This window comes from Aureisphaera galaxeae, from assembly GCF_028561275.1.
Taxonomy (GTDB): domain Bacteria; phylum Bacteroidota; class Bacteroidia; order Flavobacteriales; family Flavobacteriaceae; genus Aureisphaera; species Aureisphaera galaxeae.
Map to the genome: position 1 here is coordinate 350,561 of NZ_JAQQTF010000006.1, position 21,464 is coordinate 372,024.

Consider the following 21,464-nt stretch of genomic DNA (forward strand, 5'->3'; position numbering starts at 1 on the left):
AAGCGGCAAAATACAGGTTAAAAACAGCACATTTAATGCGCTGAAACCTCAGTGTTCACAGCATTTAATTGTAAAATCGGTTCTAAAGATATGTATTTTTTGAGGCGTAGAAATGGAATAAATTACCGAAAACGTTTTAGTTAAAATTTCTGGCAAATACCGATGTACACTGAGGTCCCGTAAATGGGGACTTAAAACCCTATTTCCCTATAGGAATATACTATTTTAACACTTATTAGTGTAAAAATACGTGTATGCACGTATAGGTAGTTAATTTTTGTGGTCTATCTTTGAAGTATTAGTGAATTCGTATTGGAAAAATTTTTTGTGGGGATAAAAAATTGATTTTCGATACTGAAATAAAATTTACTAAGTTAGGTTTGTTATCAGCGCTGCTTTTCACTACGCAGCGCTTTTTTTTGTCCCTATTCCAGCACTAAAAACTCCACAGTAGAATCGTTGTAAACACGATGTGTTTGCTTCTGAAAATCCTCCTTTTTAGCTTCAAAAATATTAGGCACGAATGTCTGTGGATTCAAGTCTATCAAGGGAAACCACGTACTTTGCACCTGAATTTGGATCTTATGGCCCTTCTTAAATGTATGGCATACGTCCTGTAGTTTTACTTCTACTTGAGTTCTTTCATTAGGCTTAAAAGGTTCGGGCTTGCTGAAATCGTTTCTAAAGCGTCCACGCATCACCTCACTACGTACCATAAGATGGTAATTTGCCATCTTCAGATACTTCTGAGTTTCGGGATAATCTTCTGCATCATTTGGATACACATCAATCAATTTTACCACCCAATCTGCGTCGGTCCCCGTAGTAGAAACATTCAATTTTGCCAAAATTTCGCCCGTAAGGGTCATATCTTCCTTCAAAACTGAAGTTTCGAACACCAAAACATCAGGTCTTCGGGCGGCAAATCGCTGATCGTCTGCCATATACTTTCTTGGGGTAAATACCATCTTGATATCTTCGGAATACGGAACGGGCTTCTTTGGATCGCTCACGAACTCTTCGTACGTATTGCTGCGATCGGCCACAGCATTCAATCGTTGATCGCTTTGCAGCCACATAGTCTTCTTCTTTACATCCTTAGGAGGCCATTCGGTAAAGCTCTTCCATTCGCGCGTTCCTGTATCGAACATTTTAGCTTCTGGTAAATCCAAGGTTCCTTTTCCTTCGTTCTTCAGGAAATGATTGAAAAAGGTAGTCTCTACATCCCTTTGGTAATCTCGGGAAAGGTTGGTTCCGAAATAAACATTCCCAATGGCTTGTCGCTCATTATTACGCGCCCAATCGCCATGACTCCAAGGTCCAAAGACCATAGTATTGTAGTTATCGCTGTTCTGTTCTATTTTCTCGTAGGTTTCAAAAGGACCATAGAGATCTTCTGCATCGAACAATCCTCCCACTACCATTACCGCTGGTTTAATATTCTTAAGATGCTGAATAATTCCACGTGATCTCCAGAATTCGTCATAATTAGGATGCTCCTTTAATTGTTGCCAGAAAACATTGTCCTTGCCGTAGTACTTGTCCAAATTGGAAAGTGGGCCATTGTCCAAGAAGAACTGGTATTGATCTTTAGATCCTAAATCTGGAAAAGAATACCAAGATTGTTGGGTAGGTTCGGTTTTCTCATAACCAAATACGGCTGTAGCCCTCCAATAACTCAGGAAATAAGCTCCATTGTGGTGAAAATCGTCGAAAAAGAAGTCACCTATGCAGGCTTGGGGAGAAACCGCTTTTAACGCCGGATGGGCATCCAATAATGAATACGTGGCATAAAATCCCGGGTATGAAATTCCCCAAACCCCTACATTCCCATTGTTGTTGGCTACGTTTTTCACCAACCAATCTATGGTGTCATAGGTATCACTGGCTTCGTCTACTTGTTTCCCTTTTTTATTTGGAATGTAGGCACGCATGTTATCGTATACCCCTTCACTATTCCATCGGCCGCGAACATCCTGATATACCACGATATTTCCTTCTTTCATCATAAACTCATTGGGCCCAATCCTGGAACGGAACTGATCTTCTCCGTAGGGACGGCAACTATACGGTGTACGCTGCAGTAATATAGGATACTCTTTAGAAGTGTCCTTGGGTGAATAAATGGTTGTGTGCAATTTAACACCATCACGCATGGTAATGGTGGTTTCCATTTTGTTGTAATGATCTTTAGCATAGTCCTCTTGAGCACATGCTGTAGTAGCTACGAATAGGGCAATAAGAAAAATCAGTCTTTTCATAATGGATTAGTTTTTATTAAAATTGGACGCTCCACTCTTTAGCCATTGCAGATATTCACTGGAATCTGGGGTATAGCCAACAGGCTTGTTGAGAAGGTTCAATTCTGAGTCCATTAGGACGTAATACGGTTGTGAATTGTTTTGAAAATTTATGGTTTGGAACGTAGACCATTTGTCACCAATTGTTGCTATTTTTTTGCTTTTCCCTGTAGGCCAAACAAAATTAAACTTTTCCCCTTCCTCCAGCTCTTTCCTATCATCGACATACAAAGAAATCAATACGTAATCTTCACTAATAGATTTGAAGATTTCGGGATCACTCCATACCTGTTCCTCCATCTTTCGACAATTTACGCAGGCCCATCCTGTGAAATCTACCATAATAGGTTTTCCTTCCCTTTCGGCTGCTGCTAAGCCCTCGTCGAAGTCTTTATAGGCATTCAGTCCTAATGGGGCTGTGGTTTCCTTATCGTACAAACTATAAAATAAAGGTGGTGGGAATCCACTTAGCAACTTCAGATTTGCATATTTAGTGTTGGTTAGCCCAGGAATAAGGTACAGTAAAAAGGCTACAGAAAGTACTCCTACCAAAATATTCCCTTTGGGTAATTTTCCTTTAGGGCCATCATGTGGGAAACGTATAAGGCCGAAAAGGTACAACGCCAATCCCAAAGCGCACAGAATCCATATAGCAAAGAACACCTCTCTTTTCAAAATGCCCCAGTGCTCAACCAAATCGGCATTGGAAAGGAACTTAAAGGCTAAAGCCAATTCGATAAAACCAAGCACTACTTTCACTGTATTCAGCCAACCGCCACTCCTAGGCAGTGTATTCAGCATATTCGGAAACATAGCAAACAATGCGAATGGCAATGCCAATGCCAATCCGAAACCTCCCATTCCCATGCTTAGTTGCATTGCACCTCCATCAGTTGTCAAGGAACTACCCAATAAGGTTCCCAATATAGGTCCTGTACAAGAGAATGAAACAATGGCTAAGGTCAATGCCATGAAGAAGATTCCTATGAAACCTCCTATACTCGTTGCCTTGCTGTCCATTTTAGCACTCCAGGATTGAGGTAATGTCAGCTCAAAGTACCCAAAGAAGGAGAATGCGAAAACAATAAAAATGACGAAGAAAATAACATTAAGTGTTACGTTGGTAGAAATGTTATTTAGTATCTCTGGGTTGAGTGAATCCAATACGTGGAAAGGAATACTCAATAATACATAAATAAGGAAAATGAACAGTCCATACAAGATAGCATTGACCAATCCCTTTTTCTTGTTCTGGGCACTTTTGGTAAAAAAGCTTACCGTAAGTGGTATCATAGGGAATACACATGGTGTAAGCAATGCTATAAGCCCACCTAGGAATCCTAACATAAAAATTGTGAACAGTCCTTTCTTCTCTTTGTCTACATCTTCGTACTTATCCCTTCCCTTAATATCGCGTTTAAGGGCTTCTGTCTTTGCTAAGTCCGTTGATGATACTTCAACGTTTTCCGTCACCGCAGAGGCACCCAGTAGCGAAACTTCGAACGATTTGGTTTCGGGTGCTAGGCACTTTTCATCATCACAAACCGAATAGAATACCTCAACAATAGCTTTAAAGTTGTCCTCATTAATCACTTCTATGATCTGGCTAAACTTTGCTGCATCCTCAAAGTACACCACATCCAAGTTGAATACTTTATCGAAAATTGGCTTTATCTGTGGTTCTTTGGTATCGCCCACTAAGCGATAGGTAGAATCGGTAGCATTATATGTGAACTCAGTTGGAATGGGGCCTTCGAATTCTGCTCCAAATTGCTTCTGGCTATATAAATGCCATCCGGCATCTATAGAAGCATCGATAACTATTTCATATTGGTTCCCATCCTTTTGTTTCATGGACACATCCCATTTAACAGGATCCAACAATCCCTGCCCAAATGAGAATTGGGCAAAAAGGGTAAGAATACATATAACTAAGAAGCGTTTCATATGCTAGTTTGGGGTATAATCAATTCGTACTATTTTCTTTGTTTGTTTGGTCACCTTAAACCGGTCGTCCATGCGGTAGCCTACTACCCAAACGATCTGATCTCCACTGCAAAGGAGCCAACAATTTTCTTTGGCCACCAAAGATAACTTTTCATCCTTAAAAAACTTACTCAATTTCTTTTTTCCTTGCATTCCAAAGGGATAAAAGCTATCCCCCTCTTCCCACTTTCGCAATAACAGCGGATACGTGAGCGTCTCCGTGTCTACAAAAACCGTATGGCCATTGGTAATTTCGAACCGTTCGGCTTGTGAAAAAGCAAGAGAAATAGGAGCTTCCATACTTGTCGTGGCGGCTTCAATTTCATAACGGCCTTCCGGACCTTCTATCTCTAAGACAGTTAGCAAAAGATGTTCCCTATTTTTTAGGATTCTGTGACTGCTGGATAACACTTGCTTTCCGGTCTGTGCTTCCAATAAATCCCGTAGGGTATCGAAATCGGTGAATCCGTAGGGATGCAGTAACTCAAACAATAAGGCATCGGTATTGGGTAAATCCTGTAGTTTAGGGATATTGATTATAATACCCTCGGCTGTTTCTTCGACCACAAGTTTCTGCACCAATTGAATGTAATCATCGATCAGCTTGCTGCTCTGATCCAAATAATTCTGAGTGCTTTGAAATCCTTTTTGTGCTTTCTCTCCCAAATCCTTGTATGCGGGAATGAGAGTATGCCGAATCTGATTCCGAAGGTATTTCGTATCTGCATTACTGCTATCCTCACGCCAATACAGATCATTTTCCTTGGCATAAGTCAAGATTTCTTCTCGAGAGAAAGCCAATAAAGGACGGATGGTATTTTCATTTTGTTTGGGAATACCACGAAGTCCGCGAAGTCCCGTTCTTCTGGAAAGATTGATAAAAAAGGTCTCCATGTCATCATCGGCATGATGTCCAGTTGCCAAATAATCGTATCCTTCCCTACCTAATAGCTCCTCAAACCATTGGTACCGCAATTCCCGAGCGGCCATCTGAATGGACACTTTATGTTCCTTCGCGAAAGTATCCGTCTCAAACCGTTTGGTGTGAAAAGGAAGCCCCAGATCTTCGGCTGATCTGCGAACAAAAGTCTCGTCTTCATCACTTTCGTCTCCTCTCAGTCCGAAGTTGCAATGCGCCAAAGCAATACTGTATCCCGATTGAAACAGAAGGTGTACCAGCACCATACTATCCACCCCTCCACTGCAGGCAACTAAAATCTTTTTGCCTTTGGCAATGGGAAATTCCCTCTCCATATGTTCTTTAAAAGTTGATAACATGGCTTGAAATGCCTTCAAAAATACTGAAAGAAGTAATATACCTTTCCAAAGAATACGTTAACCTTCCAACACCTTCCGCATGGCCTTGGCTTTGAGCAAACATTCTTCGTATTCATTTTCGGGTATGGATTTGGCCGTGATAGCCCCTCCTACCGAATAACTCACATAGCATGCTTGGGCATTGTATAGAATACTGCGTATGACCACATTGAAGTCGAAGTCACCTGTGGGTGTAAAATATCCAATAGCTCCGCTGTACAGACCTCTTTTGGCATCCTCTAGGTTTTCAATAATCTTCATGGCGGATACTTTGGGAGCTCCGGTCATACTTCCCATGGGGAAGGTATTCTTAATGAGGGAAACCGATGGGAAATCCTCTGGAATTTCGCAGGTAATGGTCGAAATCATTTGATGTACTTGTTCAAATGAATAGATTTTGCACAATTCTTCGACTCCCACAGAACCCTTGATAGCAAATCGGGAAAGGTCGTTTCGTACCAAGTCGGTGATCATGATATTCTCACTTCGCTCTTTGGGGTCGTTTTCTAGAAACCGCGCCATTTCTGCATCGGCCACAGGGTCTTCCAAACGTTTGGCAGTTCCTTTTATAGGTTGTGATACCACATGGGTTCCTTCCCTCCTGAGATAACGCTCTGGAGAAGCTGAAAGCGCATACAAGTCGCCCAAACGTAAAAACGTGGCAAACGGTGGAATAGAAATTTCATTGAGGTGATGAAAAGCCCGTATGGGGTCTATGGTCGTTTGTTCGGCAAAGAATTCCTGACAAAAATTGGCCTCATAAATATCCCCACGATCAATGTGACGAAGCATTTCATTCACTTTGGCGAAATAATTATCCTTTGAGGTGCGCAGGCGTATCCGGATATTTTCTTCGGAAACCAAAGATTCCGTTTTCACCTGTTGCTGGTTTACTAACTCCCAATCCTTTTCCATTTCATCAGCAACCTCTTCCAAATAATGCATTTCCACTTCCGTATCTGTGAAGAGGAATACTTTTTTCGGCCGAAAAAAATAGAGATCGGGAAATTGAAGGCCGTCGAAATTTCGGGAATGCAATTGCTCCACATCATTTTTAAGATCGTACGAAAGATAACCGAACATCCAATCCGGCGTATTTTTCCGATAGGTTGCCAGTGCATCGAAAGCATGGGAAGCTCCTATTTCGATTTTAGACTTGGCATCGACCGCCAATAGCGCCCTATAGCTACTATGATTCTGATTGTGGTCATTGGAATCTAGCCAAATCACCTCCTCATATCGTTGTGCCCAAAGGAGCAACTGTCGCTTCAAGGAATCGGTTAAAGAAATAGGGTATTTCTTTAGGATTCGCTCCACTATAGACTTGCTAAAAGGGCATCTACCGCCTGTGAAACCGTTTCGGCGAGCTCTGCATCGTTAATCCTAGATTCTTCTTCCGAATAATTCTGGTAGAAAGAAGGAAAGGTAACCGAGGCTACAACTTCTGCTCCCGTTCTGGGAAGTGCTCCAGAGAGGTATTGGTTGGCGGAAAGTCCTCCCCTTCCTCCTGGTGATGCACTAAGAACGAGCACCTTTTTACCTTCACCATAGTTACGTTCAATACGGGAAAGCCAGTCGGTCACATTCTTGAAAAAGGCCGAAACCCCCGAATTATGTTCATTTACCGAAATGATAAGCCCGTCAGCCCCTTGAATTTTTTCCAACAGACTGGAAAGTTCGGAAGGAAACCCTGCTTCCTTTTCCAAATCTTCACTGTACATAGGTAAAGGATAATCGGTCAGCTTAATAACCGAAATCTCATGATTAGCGATGGTTGAAGCTATATGCGAAACAAGTTTGTGATTGATGGAAGTACTGCTGTTACTTCCGGCAAAGGCAAGAATCTTTTTCATGTTGTAAATATATTGAAAACCAAAAAAACCACCCGAGAATTCGGGTGGTTCAAATTTAAAAAAGCAATTATTAAAAGGATTACCTTTTCACTAGCTTTTGAATCGATTTTTCTTTTTCATTATGTATTTCCACAAAGTAGACCCCAGCGGGTAATGAGGCTACGTTTATGATTTCTTCTTGACCTGTTTGCAACACTAGCTTACCCTCAAGATTATATATGTGTACAGTTTTAAAAGTGTTCTCGGTTTGTATCCGCACTTCATCCAACGCTGGATTTGGTGAAAGCGAAAATGATAGGTTGGAAAAATCCTCAACACCAATAACAAGGTCGCTAAAAATAATGTCATCCACCCAAAATTCACTATCAGCAGAGCGCGCCTTATATACCAATCCTCCCACTGCCGTTGGATAATCGCCGTTCGAATTCGTGAAATCGGTTCCCGCAGGAATAACAGTAACACCATCCACATCCATATACCATACCGATACATCAATCCCTGCAGTAATATCCCACCACATTCGTACTCGGAACCATTGATCTTGGGGAAAAGTGAACGTGACCTCACCCAATGCGGAATCGGTTACTTTCCCAACCCCAGGATTGGTCCCATCTTCGTTGAAAATAATATCCCCAACCACAGAACCTCCATCTACCAGTGGCATCTCGCCTTGAATGGAAAAAGCAGCCTCTTTTCCTGAAGGTACATAGAGATAGAAAATATTGTACCAAAATCCGAAAATCTTATTCCCAAAATTTAAAACCGAAGTCGCACTGGTCCCATCAGACATATAACCTGCATTTGAGCCACTGTAAGTATTGGTTCCATTTATGGCAATAGGACCATACTCCCACCATGCATTATCGGAAAGGGGTTCATCATATTCCATATCATCAAAATACGGGTCTTGTGAAGGATTGGGCATTTCATTAGTATACTCAATAAGGTCTATAAAGTATTCGTTATCGGCAGATATAGAAAAGAAATTTACCCCACCCAAGCTCGTTGGCACAGTGCCATTAGAATCTGTAAAAGGGGTACCGGCTGGAAGCACGGTACCATTATCCACAATAAATTCCCAAGTAGCATTATCTATACCCCCTGTAAGATCAAAGTTCATTTCAATATCGAACCATTGGTCATGCGGAAAATTATAGGTTACCGCTCCCAAAGCTGAATTATCGATAAGGCCTTCTCCGGGAGTTAATAGGTCTTGATTAAAATGGATATTCCCAACAATCCATTCGCCTCCTCCTACGGGAACTATCCCCTGTAAATTGAAGTAGGCTTCCCTGTTGGAAGGAACATACATGCAAAACTTTAAGGACCAAAGCCCAGAGGTCTGATTCCCTAAATTTAGGACAGGATCTACGACGTCACCAGCACCGGGATCACTGGGTCGCATATATCCATTATAAGGAGGTGAACATCCACCATTCCCAACGCTAATGCATTCTCCCGTCCATGAACTCCACCAAGGAGGACACTCGCCAATGTCTATCCAATTAAAATCGTCTGTAAATTGTGCCTGGGCGCTAAAAATTGCGAAGCATGCGCTAAGCACCATCGCCAAAAAGTACTTGTTTTTCATAGAATTTAGTTTTTAGTTGTTTTATGGTTTGGTCATCATATAAGGTTGTGGATCTTCTTTAATATGCCCCCCGAAGGCACCGTTGCAGGTTACTGTCCCTCCCAGTATTTCGCACGGGCCTCCGTCCCAAGATCCACCAAGGGGGGCATGTACGTTTACTTGTTAGAAACAGTCAATATAGTATGTCCATCCATCAAAATAGGTGAAAAAAGCGCACCTACGGTCGCCAAAAAGTAGTTGTGTTTCATAGAATTTTTGTTTTTAGTTGTCTTATATGGTTTGGTCATCAGAAATGTTCTGATAGGTAACAATGATTACTTTTTTATGAGCCTTTGTATACTCTTTCTATCTCCCATACGAACTTCGACTAGGTAGATTCCTTTGGGCAATGCAGTCATGGGAATTGTCTGGCCACTCCCTTCCTTGCTATCCAAGATCAAATTCCCCTGAATACCATATACCTTCCATCCATCAACAGGTTCGTTGGTGAATAGGGTTGCTGTATCGTTCACTGGATTGGGAAGTATAACTACGGGTTCAGTTTGACTTTCAACTGTATTCAAAATTATTAGGTTATCCTCAAAATTGAAGTTGTCCACAAAAAAATCGGCAACAGCATTAACTGCTCTAAATTCAACTCCTCCCAAACTTGTAGGGGTACTTCCGTTGGAATTTATAAATGGACTTCCTTCTTCAATAACAATGGCATCGTTAACACTCATCCCCCAAGAAGGTCCGCTGATTCCAAGAAGCTCGAAATTCATGGCGACACGAAACCACTCATCGTGAGGGAAGTCGAACGTTACGGATCCAAAAAATGTATCTGTAATCTCTCCCACTCCAGGTAAAATATTGTTTTCATTAAATAAAAAGTGGCCCACTATATATTCCCCGCCAGTCACAGGAATAATGCCCTGTAGACTAAAGTAGGCTTCTTTTCCAGAAGGAATGTACATGTCGAACTCCAATCCCCAATCCCCAAAAATCTGATTGCCCAAAAAGAGAACGGCATCATCATTAAATTGGGAAGGGATATGTCCTATTTTTTCTCCCTTATTCCCGACAACAATCAAAGGGTTTCCGGAATCCTCCCAAGTAGTCCACCAACTGCTGCAGGCACAGGCGTCGGGATATTCCATGTCATCCATAAATTGTGCGTTTGCTTCAAAAAAGGCAAAGAAAACGCACAGCACCATCGCCAAAAAGTACTTGTGTTTCATAAAGGTTAGTTTTTAGTTGCATATGTATAGGTATCGATCCCCGAATACCATCGGATTTCAAACAATGATTTTGTACTAAAAAACTTTGGTGGATATAATTGGGAACAGAGGCACATTCCAAAATAGGTGAATTCCTATAATTTGGAACGGTTCCATAAGGGTGGGAGGGACTATACCCTTAAGCAATACTCTCGCCAAAAAGCACTGCAATATTTTGATTAAAGTTCTTTAGTTGTGGCTTTAAGTTACAAAAAATAAATTGAATCAAGTTGACTAACAGTCTTAAAACTTGAAATTTCAAGTAAGATACAAGCCCTGCGGCCTAGGAAATTATGGGGTTTCAAAAAGTTAATTTAAAAACTACAGATCGTTAGTTTTTAAGGGATATAATTTTCAAGAATACCTACAATCTTCTCATAATTCTTGATCATTTCTGGGGTTTCATATTCTTTTACATCTTCGAGACTCCATTTAAATTGTTCTAATGCGGTATGTCCTTCTTTATTTCTCAAGGCAGGGTTCGCTTTCTTGGATAAGAGATAGGTCAGGATTTCTGAACTAGAGGTATACATAAGGGCAGTGTATCCCGTTTGGGATTGCATGTTGACCGCCGCTCCACTTTCGGCCAAAAATTGTACCAAGTCCAAGTGGTTTCTATTGGCTGCCATCATGAGCGTGGTCATTCCCAAATAACAGGGTTGGTTTATGTCTGCTCCCTTTTCAACCAGTAACCTGGCAATATTTGTAAGTCCTCGAAAACCAGTTTTGAAGAGCGCACTGTTGCCGTCCTCGTCCACACCTGTAATATCTGCACCTCTATGGAGCAAGTATAAAGCAATATCTTCCTTGCCCGCTTGGATCGCCTTCATTAATAGGGTCTGTTGCCATTCACCCAAACAATTAATGTCTTCTCCAGCTTCGATCATACTTCGAACTGTGGTTAGGTCGCCACTCTCCACAGCATATTGAATCTCCTCAGTGCACTTTGTCTTCATTGGTTATTAATTCTTTCTCATTTTATGATCATTTTTTTTGGACATGCACCAGCTCCCCCACAGAACTTTCTTATCGAAAGGAATCGACCAATCCGTTATATACCGTTAAAACCTCTTGGTACTTATCCAACTCTAGCCCGCCCAAAACCACATCATAGGGCAGTTCATTATCTTCCTTTCGCACTGACAAAAAAAGTACTTTTCTGTCTCCCTTCCAGACGGTGTATTGGCCTTCAAATTCATGTAGAAAAGGAATTTGCATGAATAAGGTATCATACATATCCCAATGGGTTTGATCCTTTAAACTTTCTGGTCTTAAGGGTTTCGGATGTAAGGATTTGTCCGGCTGCTGCCCGAGTAATTCAGTAATCTCCCTTTTATAATTCTTAAAAGTCCTAGACACCGCGGCATGCTGTTCTTCATAGGTGAGATTCCCTGCATCCTGAGAACCGTAAAAGGTATCCGAATAACTAAGGACAATCTGGGGGTAGATAAAATCGTCTGCGATCATTTCTACACCGGCACGAGACATCCCCAAAAGGTCTACATGCTTTAGATGATTGTACATTGGGGCATAATTCCTAAACACATCCCACAAAGTCGCCTTGCGATTGCCTCTTTGTATGATGGTTTCAAAAAATTGCTGAGGACTTTTTTCCTCAATCCAAAAAGATGTTTTCATGATAAAAGACATTTATTGAACGATTCCTTCATACGCTTGTATGAATCAGGAATCACATTAGCTCTAAATTGCCCTCAGCCCTTTTTATAATATTACTAGGTTTTCATGAAAACAGGATTTGCTTTTCGTTTAACGGTTGTATTTAGCATTGAACGGCTCCACAAAATCGACGAAATGAAAACTCCCGCCAAAACGGGAGTTCATATACTTCTACATTATATAGGTTCATACCTATCAGCAACCTCCGAGAGGTGTAGAACTAGCGCCTAAGATGATCAAATCCTCACCAAAGGCATTATAAGCCATATAGAATGCACAGGAAGCTGCGTTTCCCATTCCGCATTTTATACACGTAAAGCTCCTTTGTTGCCCCGTATGTCTATGTTTTGCGTTGATGGTATAACGCCACTTGGTTTCATCGAAAGAAGAAGATTCTTCGTAAGCTAAATTGATAAGACAGGCAATTTCATTTTCTATATCGATACTGCTGATTTCAGAATTTGTCTTGGTAACCTCGATGTTTGATGTATTGGATATAGAAAACCCAAACAACAAAAAAGCGGTAAGTAGAATGGTAACTAATTTTAAGTGCTTCATAATGATACAATTTTGATGATTAGTAATTAATGAACTTTTGTAATCCGTACGGTATACTAATACTAATCACTTTTATCGGATCATGAATTTGCTTTTCGTTTAACGGTCATATATCAGATTAAACGGTAAAACGATCTATGGCAAGCAGACTTTTTGATGGGAAAGGTCATTCTAATTGTAAATTAAAACAGCTTCTCCGTTTTGGCACTCTACTCCGGAAGGTTCAGCAGGTAGCGAACAATCGCTTATGATCCCCCACTTTTCATTAAAGTTTCTTTCCGCTTGCCGGTGCTCTTCTACCCTTTCAAGAAAGAGATTGACATTCGCCATATTCGCAGCATAAGGAACAAAACCTTGTGGGCCACCACAGGCCTTAGCGCCTACTTCAGTGTATGTCCACAGTGCTGGGTCTTTACAGGAAACAGCGTTGGCCATTGCTTCAATTTCAGAAAACAAATTTTCCAAGGCTTGGGCATCTTCTTCCATGGACGAACCGTCATCATCGGATTTGCAAGAGGCTAAGACCAAAAGAAGTGCAAGAAGGGGGATTAATTTTTTCATCGTTTTTTTTATAAATATAGCCATTAGTATGGGATTCAAAGCCTCCTTTTTGCTTATTAATGATATCTTAATCAGACGGAAAAGCCCTCGAAGGTCCGTTTCGAAAGGGGCAAAACAAAACCGCTTCCCAAACGGAAAGCGGTTCCTATAACTTTAACTATGTAATCTGTCTTAAATGTGTAGCGGACGGTTCTCCGTAGCGGCCAAGGCTGCTTCCTTCACTGCTTCGGCATAGGTCGGGTGGGCATGACTCATTCGGGCTATGTCCTCTGCACTGGCACGGAACTCCATTGCGGTAACTGCTTCAGTAATTAAATCTGCCACACGGGCTCCTACCATGTGTACACCCAATACCTCATCTGTAGTGGCGTCGCTCAAAACTTTTACGAATCCGTCGGTATCGCCACTCGCACGGCTTCTTCCCAACGCTCGCATTGGGAACTGACCCGATTTATAGGCGATTCCAGCCTCTTTCAACTGCTCCTCGGTCTTACCTACGCTCGCCACTTCTGGCCACGTATATACCACACCTGGAATTAAATTATAATCGATATGTGGTTTTTGTCCAGCCAAAATCTCGGCCACCAACACACCTTCTTCCTCTGCTTTATGTGCCAACATGGCTCCTCTAATTACGTCTCCAATGGCATAGATGTTCGAAACATTGGTCTGCAAGTGATCGTTTACTTCTACCTGTCCGCGTTCGTTAGCCTTTACTCCTGCATTTTCCAATTTCAACCCGTCGGTATAAGGTCTACGCCCTACGGAAACCAAACAGTAGTCTCCTGTAAAAGTTACTTCCTCATCCTTCTTATTGGTAGCCGTTACGGTAACTTCCTTCCCTTTTCTTTCCACTGCAGAAACACGGTGCGAAACGTAAAATTTCACCCCTTGTTTCTTCATCACTTTCGTCAATTCTTTACTCTGAGCACCATCCATAGTCGGAATGATTCGGTCCATGTATTCCACCACGGAAACCTCAGCTCCCAAACGGCGATATACCTGTCCCAACTCCAATCCAATTACCCCACCACCAATCACGATCATGTGTTTTGGGATTTCAGTAAGGCTCAAGGCTTCTGTAGAAGTGATGATTCGTTCTTTATCGATTGTGATAAAAGGAAGTGTAGAAGGTTTACTTCCCGTAGCGATAATGGTATTTGTTGCTTCGATGGTTTCCTTCTTTTCCCCATCGATTTCAATATGTGTTGCATCTTTAAAGGAACCGATACCATGGTATACATCGATCTTGTTTTTATCCATCAAGAAAACGATTCCTTTAGTCGTCATATCTACCACACCCTGCTTACGCTCGATCATCTTTTTGAAGTTGATCTTCACTTCTCCGGGAATATCGATTCCATGATCTGCAAAGTGCTTAATAGCATCTTCATAGTGGTGTGAAGAATCCAATAATGCCTTGCTGGGAATACATCCTACGTTAAGGCAGGTACCTCCCAAGGTGTTGTACTTTTCAATGATCGCTGTTTTCATCCCTAATTGGGCACAACGAATAGCGGCCACGTATCCCCCAGGACCCGAACCGATAACGGCAACATCATATTTTGACATATCTGTTTTTTTAAATGCGAGTGCAAAGTTACAAACCTACTTTGTAGTTTAAAAGGATAAGCTTTATTACTTGGTCGTATAAAAATCAATTCCTTAATTAGGGGCCTTCCATCCCTGGAAATGCCAACATCTGCCCCATTCCTACCGTAAACAACCAATTGCCATACAAGGCGTGCTCTATGCTTACTAAAGTGGTACTGCGAAACCGGAAATAGGTCCAAGCAAATAGCAACCCTCCAACAAACGTGAGTACCATAACCAAGGTATTCCTAAAGAAAATATGGGCGAGGCTAAATACAATTGCGTTCACGAAAATAAACAGGTATTTACTATTAAAAAGTTCCTCGTATCGCTTAAAGAAAAAAGTGCGGTAGATAATTTCCTGCTGCCATACCGAAAGGAAAGTATAAACAAAAAGAATGATGACGTATAACCCTATATTGGTTCGTGGAACGTAGAAGAGATTCTTGGGTTCCGAAAAATACACAAAGGCCGTTGTGGTCAACGCAATGACCCCAAAAATGATAAGGATACGCCTCCAGAAGGCCTTCCAATCAATCCCCCTTTTTACTTTGAATTTGATCTTCTCTACCCGAAAGAGTACATACACGATGTATGCAAAGCCCAACAGCGCAATGGGGCCTTTTACCCACGGTGAATACGGCAAGGCGAAACTAACTGGGACAGCTATAAAAATGAGGAAGAATTCGACGAGGAGATACCTAGGATGCGTCATCGGACAATGTTAATTGAGTCGTGTTTTTAACTTCATTAATGGTAAAGGAGCTTTGGGTACTCCCAATATGCTCAATAGTAGTCAACTTGTTTACCATAAAATTACGAAAGTGCTCCATATCTTTCACTACAACCTTCAACAAATAGTCGTACTCCCCACTTACGTGAAAACATTCCAATACTTCGTTTAGTTTTCTTACCTCTTTTTCGAAGGAGCCAATGGTTTCCTTAGCATGTTTTTCTAATCGGATATGGCAAAAGGCTAAAAACCCTAACCCTACAGCATCTTTGTTGATGTGAGCCTCGTACCCTTTAATAATTCCCGTTCGCTCGAGCTTTTTGATACGCTCATAAACTGCTGTTACCGAAAGATCCAACTTATGGGAAAGCTCCTTGTTGGTTTGCTTGCAATCTTGCTGAAGGTAGCGCAATAAGCGCCGATCTATCCGATCCAATACCATAACCGAAAATTTATCTGAATGTTCCTAATTAAAACATAAACATACAAATTAAAATACCATATTAATTAATTTATTTAGAATTATTTTCTATATATTATTAATATCATTGACAAATATTCTATCATGTGCTAGTTTTGATGTATCTATTGAAACACCAAAAAACAACTAGTATGAAAAAATTCGCACCCGCTAATCAGATACAGGACCTTCAGTATTTTGGAGAGTTCGGAGGGGTAAATCCTTCTATTTCAGATTCGTCCACCTACACCTTTCTTTCCGCCAAGACCATGTTCGACACCTTCGAAGGGAATGCCGATGGTTGTTATCTCTATTCGCGTCATACCTCTCCTTCCAATCTATATTTGGGAGAAGCGTTGGCCGCCATGGAAGGGACTGAAACCGCCAATGTAGCTGGAACGGGAATGGGTGCCATTACTGCTGCGATCCTTCAACTGTGTAAGGCTGGGGACCATATTATTTCCAGTAGAACCATATATGGAGGTACGTATGCGTTCCTGAAAAACTTCACTCCACAACTGAACATCACCACCGATTTTGTGGATATCACCAAGTTGGATGTTGTTGAAGCAGCCATTACTCCGGAAACCAAAATCATCTATTGCGAAAGCGTAAGCAATCCTTTATTGGAAGTAGCCGATATCGAAGGGCTTGCCCAATTGGCGAAAAAACACAACCTGAAATTATTGGTAGACAATACCTTTTCCCCGCTTACCATCTCCCCTGCTCATTTGGGAGCGGATATCGTGATGCACAGTCTTACGAAATTCATTAACGGTAGCAGCGATACCATGGGCGGAGTCATATGTGCTAACCAAGAGTTTATCGATGCGGTTCGTAACGTAAATGACGGTGCCAGTATGTTGCTTGGAGCTTCCATGGACAGTATGAGGGCGGCCTCCATTCTCAAAAATCTGCGCACGCTTCATATTCGTATGAAACAACATAGCAAAAATGCCATGTTCCTTGCCGAGCGTTTCGAAGCCGATGGATTAAAAACCGTGTACCCTGGTCTTCCTTCCCATCCTGGACATGAACTATTCAAAAGAATGATGAACGAAGAATATGGATTTGGTGGTATGCTTACTATCGATGTGGGTAGCTTGGAAAAAGCCAATGAGCTAATGGAACTGATGCAAGAGCGTAACTTGGGTTACCTAGCTGTGAGTCTTGGATTTTACAAAACTCTATTCAGTGCTCCCGGGTCTTCCACTTCTTCCGAAATTCCGGAAGACGAACAAGCCGAAATGGGACTTTCCGATGGTCTGATCCGTTTCTCTATTGGATTGGACAACGACATTGAACGCACTTACGAACTTATGAAGCAATGTATGATGGAAGTAGGTGTCTTGGAAGCCGCAATGGCCTACTAAAAAAAGAAAAAACCGTCTAACCCCCATTAGACGGTTTTAATATCATTATCTACGTAAGCTGCAGATAAGGAATTATTAATTACCGGCGTTAGACGCCTTTATTAATGCTTTTAATTCTTCGATCTCTGCGCGCAAGGTTTCAATCTCGGACTGTTGCTCCTGTACGGCTTTTACCAAAGGCACTACGAAAGTGGCGTAAGAGACCGTGTAGTTATCTTTGTTAAGATCATCTGGACGGGTTACACCACTGAACTCGTAGCCCATTGATTGCGCAACCTCCTCAATTTGTTGCGCAAGAAAACCCGTTTCCACTTCAGAAGTATTTCGTACTACTTCTGTCTCCCCTTTAAAGGCACTTAGTTTCTCCCTATTCAAGGTATAAGTGACCGGTTTGATGTTTAAAATGAAGTCCAATCCAGGGACATTTTCCTGAACGTTCAACTTGAAACGTGCGTCAGAAAGATTGGACCAACTTCTATATCCTCCAATACTCGTGATAGAGGTATTACCCACACGAATCTGGTTGGAGCTAGAAATACGAGCTCCATTCCCTAATGCCATGGAGTTGGAAATACTTCCACTGGTAGCATCGGCATCATATCCTACATAGGTGTTGCTACTTCCTGTGGTATTGCTCTCCCCGGCATCATATCCCACCGCCGTATTATTGCTTGCGGTATTGGAATCTAATGAGTTTCTACCAATCGAGGTGTTGTTATCCCCTGTTACATTGTTACGCAGGGCATCACGTCCAATAGCAGAGTTGCTCTGACCGTCATCATTGGCTCTAAGAGCATCATTCCCTAAGGCCGTATTGTCACTACCCGTGGTATTGTTCTCCAAGGTCTCATCCCCTACGGCTACATTAAAATTACCTGTTGTATTCGACGTCATGGAATATGCCCCAACTGCAACATTGTCGCGTCCCGATGTAGAGGCGCGCGCTGCATGGTACCCAATAAACACATTCTGCTCGGCAGCGGTTCCAGAAGGATCATAGTTCTCACCGGCTTCTATACCGATGAGTACCGATTCACCAGCGGACTCAAGCTCCAACTGACCTAGTTCTGTAAACCGAGCAATGTGTGTATTGTTTACTCGAAAATCAACTTCCTGAGCGTTGGTGGTCCCAATAAAATGGGTCCCGCGGGTGGCATTGCTGTTTCCGTTGATTTTCCAATCATTTTCTAAAGGGATCCATTCTCCGGATGCTCCTTGATTTTTATCCCAATAATGAAATCCTGGGCTTTTGGTGCCTGAGGTTGTCGTAAGGTAAATAAGCATACCATGTTGCTCATCCTTGGGATCTGTGGAAGGCAGTGCATCCAATCTTGGAATAAGCAAACCATCCGTATATTCTGGGTTGGACGGATTCTTAACGGATATGTCTAAGGCAGACTGGGGTGAGGTGGTTCCTATTCCTACTTGTGCATTTGCTACATAGAAGGTAGCTAAAAGTGCAAATACGGGGGCCAACAATTTCATAAGCGTTTTAATTTGGGTCAACTGATGATACCAAAATTATATTTGTAATCCATTACCTACAATACATTGGCAAATTATTCGATAAAGTCATTATTTTACTCGTTTAAGTGACAAATTTTACGGGAAAACCGCAGTAAACTCGTTGAAGGATAATCTCTTAACATTTTCACTTCATCGGCTTTTTGTGTCATTCGCCGATTTTAAAAATTGTTAAAATGCAAGTCGGGTCATTTCGACCCCATTCTATTTTCAAATTGGAGCGGGTATTTGCACAGCCGACTTCAAAATCGTAACATTACATTTCAATTTAAAATACCACTATGCAGGACCAAGACAACCTTTCAGAAATTGATGTGAACGATCAGAAAATTATCGAGAATAAGGAATTGGACTTTATGGAAGCCCTTATCCCAGTTTTCATTTTGATGGGGCTTTTGGCATATAATATTTTCTTTGCCGATGGGGCTTGGTTGGGTGATTTTTCCAATCAGTATATTCTTTTAATGGGAGGTTTGGTTGCAGCGATTGTTGGTTTTAGAAATAAGGTGGGACTGAGCACTATGGTTTCTGAAATATGGGAGAACCTTAAAAGTGTTTTTATCCCCATAATGATCTTGCTATTGGTTGGAGCTTTGGCTGGAACTTGGTTGGTGAGTGGTATTATACCTGCCATGGTCTATTACGGATTGCAGGTTTTGAGTCCAGAGATATTCCTACCAGCTTCGGTAATCATTGCTGCCATAATCTCTATAGCCACAGGTAGCTCTTGGACCACATCCGCTACCGTCGGAATAGCGCTAATTGGTATAGGAAGCGCATTAGGCATTTCTGGAGGAATGATTGCAGGTGCGGTGATCTCGGGCGCTTATTTTGGAGATAAGATGTCTCCCCTTAGCGATACTACCAATTTGGCTCCGGCAATGGCGGGGACAGATTTGTTTACCCATATTCGGTACATGGCGTTTACCACGGTGCCAACCATTATTGTAACCTTAATTGTCTTTTCCATATTAAGTTCCACTATAGACACCACAGGTGATGCAGACTTAAGTGGGTTGTTGAGTACCATCGACACTACATTTAATATTACCCCCTGGCTATTTTTGGTTCCAGGAATTGTAATCGCCCTCATATTATTAAAAACCAAGCCACTTATTGCTCTGGCGGCAGGTGTCATTTCTGCAGGGATATTTGCTTTCGTTTTTCAACCCGATATTCTAACCACTTTAGGGTCTTCCAAAGTGGGAGCTGTTGTTACTTCTATTTTTACAGATACCGCTATCGTTACCGATAATGAGACACTTAATAACTTATTCTCTGCCGGAGGAATGAAAGGTATGCTATGGACCATTGCATTAATTATGTGTGCCATGGTTTTTGGTGGAGTTATGGATGCCATTGGTGCGTTGGCAAGAATTACCAAGGCACTGCTGAAACTGGCCACTACGGTGTTTGGATTATTTGCCAGTACGGTGATTAGCTGTTTAGGATTGAATGCCATAGCCAGCGACCAATATCTGGCCATCGTGATTCCAGGAAAAATGTTTAAAAAAGCCTTCGACGATAGAGGATTAGCCCCTCAAAACCTTTCGAGAACTCTGGAAGATAGTGGAACGGTAACTTCCGTTTTGATTCCATGGAATACGTGTGGTGCCTATCAAAGTGGTGTGTTAGGTGTTGGTGTGGCCGAGTATTTTGTATACGCCATTTTCAACTGGCTCAGCCCATTTACCACCTTGCTGTTTGCCGCCTTCAGAATTAAAATTAAGATGATGACGGCACCAAAAACAGTTCCCGTACAAGCGGAATAGTAGGTTTCCTTCTTTTATTAATTTCAGTAAATAACTGATACTGTTTTCTTTGTAAAAAACTATTGTTTTTTCTGAAAAGAATAGTTCTATTTTCTTTTTCCTAGGAGGTCTATTTCGTAATTTTGCCGCCTCAAAAAACAAGTAGAATTTTAAAAGAAAATATATGGCTTTCGTAGGTAAAAAATTTCCAAATCTTACCGTAGATGCAATCAGTAAAACAGGAGTTTCTGAAAAGGTAAACGTTCTTGAAATGGCGCAGAAAGAGAACAAGAAAATCTTACTTTTCTGGTACCCAAAGGACTTCACATTTGTTTGCCCAACCGAATTGCACGCTTTTCAAGCTGCTATGGAAGAATTCGAAAAGAGAAACACCCTTGTCATCGGTGCTTCCTGCGATACTCCCGAAGTACACTTTGCTTGGTTAAACACTCCTAAGAAAATGGGAGGGATTGAAGGAATTACCTATCCTATCATCGCAGATAGCAACAGAAACCTTTCTACTCAGTTAGGAATTCTAGACATCACCAACGAGCGTTACGACGAAGCTACCGATACTGTTTTGGTAGAAGGTGATAACGTGACATACCGAGCTACTTACCTTATCGACGAGGAAGGAACGGTATTCCACGAAAGCATCAACCACATGCCTGTAGGAAGAAATGTGGAAGAATTTATCCGTCTTATCGACGCTTATACCCACGTACAGCAAAATGGTGAAGTATGTCCAGCCAACTGGCAAGAAGGAGCTACTGCCATGAATGCAGACCGCGAAGGTGTTGCAGAATATTTATCACAGCATTTAAACTAATTACAATACCAATTAGTTTATTTTTTAAGTTAGGTTAAGCATACCCCTTCCGAAATCGGAAGGGGTACTTTTTTTTGACATTCCCTTCACATTTAAATG

18 protein-coding genes are annotated in these 21,464 nt (G+C 41.7%); 3 read left to right on the top strand and 15 right to left on the bottom strand.

Annotated features, from left to right (window positions below; all coding sequences use genetic code 11):
- Positions 1-425 precede the first annotated feature (425 nt).
- The 14 genes from POV27_RS11935 to POV27_RS12000 all read right to left on the bottom strand — a co-directional run bounded on the left by POV27_RS11935 (position 426) and on the right by POV27_RS12000 (position 15,870).
- The gene (locus POV27_RS11935; RefSeq protein WP_272863004.1) at positions 426-2,261 is read right to left on the bottom strand and encodes a CocE/NonD family hydrolase; all 1,836 of its coding nucleotides are present in this window, start codon (positions 2,259-2,261) and stop codon (positions 426-428) included.
- Positions 2,262-2,267: 6 nt separating this feature from the next.
- Entirely contained in the window at positions 2,268-4,247 is a 1,980-nt protein-coding gene (locus tag POV27_RS11940) for a protein-disulfide reductase DsbD family protein (RefSeq protein WP_272863005.1), read from the bottom strand.
- 3 nt (positions 4,248-4,250) lie between these two features.
- Positions 4,251-5,540, bottom strand: a complete 1,290-nt coding sequence (gene tilS / locus POV27_RS11945) for a tRNA lysidine(34) synthetase TilS (RefSeq protein ID WP_272863006.1) — start codon at positions 5,538-5,540, stop codon at positions 4,251-4,253.
- Between the two features lie 81 nt (positions 5,541-5,621).
- Positions 5,622-6,920 (bottom strand): anthranilate synthase component I family protein, encoded by a 1,299-nt coding sequence (locus POV27_RS11950; protein ID WP_272863007.1) that lies wholly within the window; start codon positions 6,918-6,920, stop codon positions 5,622-5,624.
- On the bottom strand, positions 6,920-7,456 hold the full coding sequence (locus POV27_RS11955; protein WP_272863008.1) for an NADPH-dependent FMN reductase: 537 nt from the start codon (positions 7,454-7,456) through the stop codon (positions 6,920-6,922). The genes POV27_RS11950 and POV27_RS11955 overlap by 1 nt, the downstream gene beginning before the upstream one ends.
- A 79-nt stretch (positions 7,457-7,535) precedes the next feature.
- On the bottom strand, positions 7,536-9,047 hold the full coding sequence (locus tag POV27_RS11960; protein WP_272863009.1) for a T9SS type A sorting domain-containing protein: 1,512 nt from the start codon (positions 9,045-9,047) through the stop codon (positions 7,536-7,538).
- A gap of 314 nt (positions 9,048-9,361) precedes the next feature.
- Positions 9,362-10,267 (bottom strand): T9SS type A sorting domain-containing protein, encoded by a 906-nt coding sequence (locus tag POV27_RS11965; RefSeq protein ID WP_272863010.1) that lies wholly within the window; start codon positions 10,265-10,267, stop codon positions 9,362-9,364.
- 377 nt (positions 10,268-10,644) lie between these two features.
- On the bottom strand, positions 10,645-11,262 hold the full coding sequence (locus POV27_RS11970; protein ID WP_272863011.1) for an ankyrin repeat domain-containing protein: 618 nt from the start codon (positions 11,260-11,262) through the stop codon (positions 10,645-10,647).
- A 70-nt stretch (positions 11,263-11,332) separates the two neighbouring features.
- Positions 11,333-11,944, bottom strand: a complete 612-nt coding sequence (locus tag POV27_RS11975; RefSeq protein ID WP_272863012.1) for a hypothetical protein — start codon at positions 11,942-11,944, stop codon at positions 11,333-11,335.
- A gap of 234 nt (positions 11,945-12,178) precedes the next feature.
- Entirely contained in the window at positions 12,179-12,541 is a 363-nt protein-coding gene (locus POV27_RS11980; RefSeq protein WP_272863013.1) for a hypothetical protein, read from the bottom strand.
- 171 nt (positions 12,542-12,712) lie between these two features.
- On the bottom strand, positions 12,713-13,102 hold the full coding sequence (locus tag POV27_RS11985; RefSeq protein ID WP_272863014.1) for a hypothetical protein: 390 nt from the start codon (positions 13,100-13,102) through the stop codon (positions 12,713-12,715).
- 171 nt (positions 13,103-13,273) lie between these two features.
- Complete coding sequence (lpdA, locus tag POV27_RS11990; RefSeq protein WP_272863015.1) at positions 13,274-14,674, bottom strand: dihydrolipoyl dehydrogenase; 1,401 nt, start codon at positions 14,672-14,674, stop codon at positions 13,274-13,276.
- A gap of 97 nt (positions 14,675-14,771) precedes the next feature.
- Positions 14,772-15,410, bottom strand: a complete 639-nt coding sequence (locus tag POV27_RS11995) for a CPBP family intramembrane glutamic endopeptidase (RefSeq protein ID WP_272863016.1) — start codon at positions 15,408-15,410, stop codon at positions 14,772-14,774.
- Positions 15,397-15,870 (bottom strand): Lrp/AsnC family transcriptional regulator, encoded by a 474-nt coding sequence (locus POV27_RS12000; protein ID WP_272863017.1) that lies wholly within the window; start codon positions 15,868-15,870, stop codon positions 15,397-15,399. Before POV27_RS12000 ends, POV27_RS11995 begins: the two co-directional genes overlap by 14 nt.
- Before the next feature lie 170 nt (positions 15,871-16,040).
- On the opposite strand from POV27_RS12000, the gene POV27_RS12005 reads away from it, so the two are divergent.
- On the top strand, positions 16,041-17,261 hold the full coding sequence (locus POV27_RS12005) for an aminotransferase class I/II-fold pyridoxal phosphate-dependent enzyme (RefSeq protein ID WP_272863018.1): 1,221 nt from the start codon (positions 16,041-16,043) through the stop codon (positions 17,259-17,261).
- A 75-nt stretch (positions 17,262-17,336) separates the two neighbouring features.
- Here POV27_RS12005 and POV27_RS12010 read toward each other — a convergent pair whose 3' ends face one another.
- Positions 17,337-18,746 carry a tail fiber domain-containing protein gene (locus tag POV27_RS12010; RefSeq protein WP_272863019.1) on the bottom strand — a complete coding sequence of 470 codons (1,410 nt, stop codon included), beginning with the start codon at positions 18,744-18,746 and terminating at the stop codon, positions 17,337-17,339.
- A gap of 320 nt (positions 18,747-19,066) precedes the next feature.
- On the opposite strand from POV27_RS12010, the gene nhaC reads away from it, so the two are divergent.
- Positions 19,067-20,557 carry a Na+/H+ antiporter NhaC gene (gene nhaC / locus POV27_RS12015; RefSeq protein ID WP_272863020.1) on the top strand — a complete coding sequence of 497 codons (1,491 nt, stop codon included), beginning with the start codon at positions 19,067-19,069 and terminating at the stop codon, positions 20,555-20,557.
- A gap of 163 nt (positions 20,558-20,720) precedes the next feature.
- Positions 20,721-21,365 carry a peroxiredoxin gene (locus tag POV27_RS12020; RefSeq protein WP_272863021.1) on the top strand — a complete coding sequence of 215 codons (645 nt, stop codon included), beginning with the start codon at positions 20,721-20,723 and terminating at the stop codon, positions 21,363-21,365.
- The last annotated feature ends 99 nt before the right edge of the window (positions 21,366-21,464 follow it).